Origin of the sequence: Spirillospora sp. NPDC049652 (assembly GCF_040675125.1) — a bacterium.
Taxonomy (GTDB): Bacteria; Actinomycetota; Actinomycetes; order Streptosporangiales; family Streptosporangiaceae; genus Spirillospora.
Genome location: NZ_JBFAOF010000920.1, coordinates 1 through 2,830 on the forward strand (window position 1 = coordinate 1; position 2,830 = coordinate 2,830).

1 protein-coding gene is annotated in these 2,830 nt (G+C 71.9%); it reads right to left on the reverse strand.

All coding sequences use genetic code 11. The annotated features are described in order from the left end of the window. On the reverse strand, positions 1-2,830 hold a 2,830-nt coding region (locus tag AB0J52_RS34855), incomplete at both ends, for a non-ribosomal peptide synthetase (RefSeq protein WP_500187162.1).

A 2,830-nucleotide genomic window follows, 5' to 3' on the forward strand; every position in this document is an offset into this window, starting at 1 on the left:
GCAGGCTCTCGTGCCGGTCGGCCACGTCGCCGAGCGCGGCCTCCAGAGCGGCGACGTCCAGGTCACCGATCAGGCGCATCGTCAGCGGCACGTTGTAGGCGGCCCCGGCCCCCGCCTCTTCGAGCCGGTTGAGGAACCACATCCGCTGCTGCGCGAACGACAGCGGGATCACCTCGGGCCGTTCGCGAGCCGTCAGCGCCATCCGCACGCCGGACGTGCGGGCGTCGTCGACCAGCCGGGCCAGTTCCACGACGGTGGGCGCGGCGAACAGCTCACGGATGGTCAGCTCGGTCTCCAGGACGGACCGCACCCGCACGATCAGCCGGATGGCGAGGAGCGAGTCGCCGCCGATGGAGAAGAAGGAGTCCTCCGTGCCGATGGTCTCCAGGCCGAGGATCTCGGCGAACAGGCCGCAGAGGATCTCCTCGGTGGCGGTGGCCGGAGCACGGCTGACGCTCTGCCCCACGAAGTCCGGCGCGGGCAGCGCGGCCCGGTCGAGCTTGCCGTTGGACGTCACGGGGAACTCGTCCAGCGCCACGAACGCCGCCGGGACCATGTAGTCGGGCAGCCGCTCGGCCGCGTACTCCCGCAGCCCCTCGATGCCGCCGGTCACGTAGGCCACCAGCCGGATGACACCCGGCTGGTCTTCACGTGCCAGGACCGCGACCTGGTCCACCTTCGGGTGAGCGGCCAGGACGTTCTCGATCTCGCCGAGCTCGACGCGGAAGCCGCGGATCTTGATCTGGTCGTCGGCGCGGCCGGCGAACGCCAACTGCCCGTCTGCGGTCCAGCGGACCAGGTCGCCCGAGCGGTACATGCGCGTGCCGGGGACGAAGGGGCAGGCCACGAACCGCTCGGCCGTCAGCGCCGTCCTGCCGATGTAGCCGCGAGCCAGGCTCGGGCCGGCGATGTACAGCTCCCCCGTCACACCCGGCGGCACCGGCCGCAGCGCCTCGTCCAGGACGTACACGGAGGTGTTCCAGATCGGGCCGCCGATCGAGATCGCATCACCGGGAGTGAGGCGATCGCTCATCGTGGCGCAGACCGTGGACTCGGTCGGACCGTAGGCATTGAACATCCGACGGCCCGGAGCCCACCGCTCGACCAGGCCGGGCGGGCATGCCTCGCCGGCGACGACCAGGTTCACCAGGCTGTCGGGAAGGTTCTCCACTGTGGCCAGCAATGACGGGGGCACCGTCGCGTGCGTCACGCCCAGATCCGCCAGCAGGTCATCGAAACGGCCCCGAGGCGGCATCCGATCCGGCTCGGCCAGCAGAAGCGTCGCGCCCGACAGCAGCGCCATGCACAGCTCCCAGAAGGCGGCGTCGAAGCCCAGCGCGGCCATCTGCGCCACCCGGGCTTCCGCTCCCAGTCCGAAGCGGTCGGCCTGCCAGGCCGCCAGGCTCGCCACACCCCGGTGCGAGACGCCGACGCCCTTGGGCTTGCCCGTCGAGCCCGACGTGTAGATCACGTAGGCGAGCTGATCGGGCGATACCTCGATGCCGAGGGAGGTGTCGTCCTGGACCAGGGAACGGAGGAAGCCCTCATCGACCACCAGGGACGGAGTCGCGTCCGACAGCATGAAGGCGATCCGCTCGGACGGATAGGACGGGTCGATCGGCAGATACGCCGCCCCGGCCTTCACTACACCCAGGATCACCGCGACCAGGTCCGCCGACCGCTCCAGGCGAATGGCCACCAAATCCTCGCGGCCCACGCCGCGCTCCACCAGCGTGCGCGCCACCCGGTTCGAGCGTGCGTCCAGCTCGGCGTACGTCCACCGGATGTCGCCGTACTCCACGGCCATGGCGTCCGGTGACTTGACGACCTGTGCCGCGAACAGGTCCGGCACCGAAGCGGCCGTGACGTCCCGGACGGTGTCGTTCCAACCGACGACGAGACGGTTCCGCTCGTCCGCCGACAGCACCTCCAGTTCACTGACCCGCTTCTCCGGATCGGCGGCCACCTGCCGCAGCACCCGGACGAACCGCTCCGCGAACCCCCGGACCGTCCCCTCGTCGAACAGATCCGTGGCGTAGAGGAGCTCACCGCCGAGGCCGGCGGGCCGGCCGTCCTGGTCGCGCTGCTCCCCCAGCGTGAGCGACAGGTCGAACCGGGCCGCGACCATCTCGTCCGCGCGCAGCGGCTCCACCTGGAGCCCCGGGAGCTCCCAGCCCGAGCCGCCGGTTCCGCCCAGGTTCTGCAAGGTCAGCGACACCTGGAACAGCGGGTGCCGCGACAGCGACCGGACCGGGTTCAGGTCCTCCACGAGCCGCTCGAACGGCAGGTCCTGGTTGGCGAACGCGCCGAGGTCGGCCTCCCGCACCCGGCCCAGCAGCTCGGCGAACGACGGGTCGCCCGCGACGTCCGTCCGGAGCACCAGCGTGTTCAGGAAGAACCCGGCCAGTCCCTCCAGCGCCGCGTCGCCACGACCGGCGACGGCCGTGCCGATCGGGATGTCGGTGCCCGCGCCCAGCTTGGACAGGACGACGGCGAGGGCCGCCTGCATGACCATGAACATCGTGGTGCCGCTGCGCTGGGCCACCTCGGTCAGGCGGCCGTGGACCTCCGGCGGCAGGCCCAGCGGGACGGCCCGGCCTTCGAACGAGCGCTCCTGCGGGCGCGGCCGGTCGGTCGGGATCGACAGTTCGTCGGGGATCCCGGCGAGCGCGTGGCGCCAGTGGTCGAGCTGGCCGGAGATCCGGCTGTCGGGGTCGTCCAGGTCGCCGAGGACGTCCCGCTGCCAGAGCGCGTAGTCGGCGTACTGCACCGGCAGCGGTTCCCAGGCCGGCGCGCCGCCGCCGCGCCGGGCGCCGTAGGCGGTCCCGAG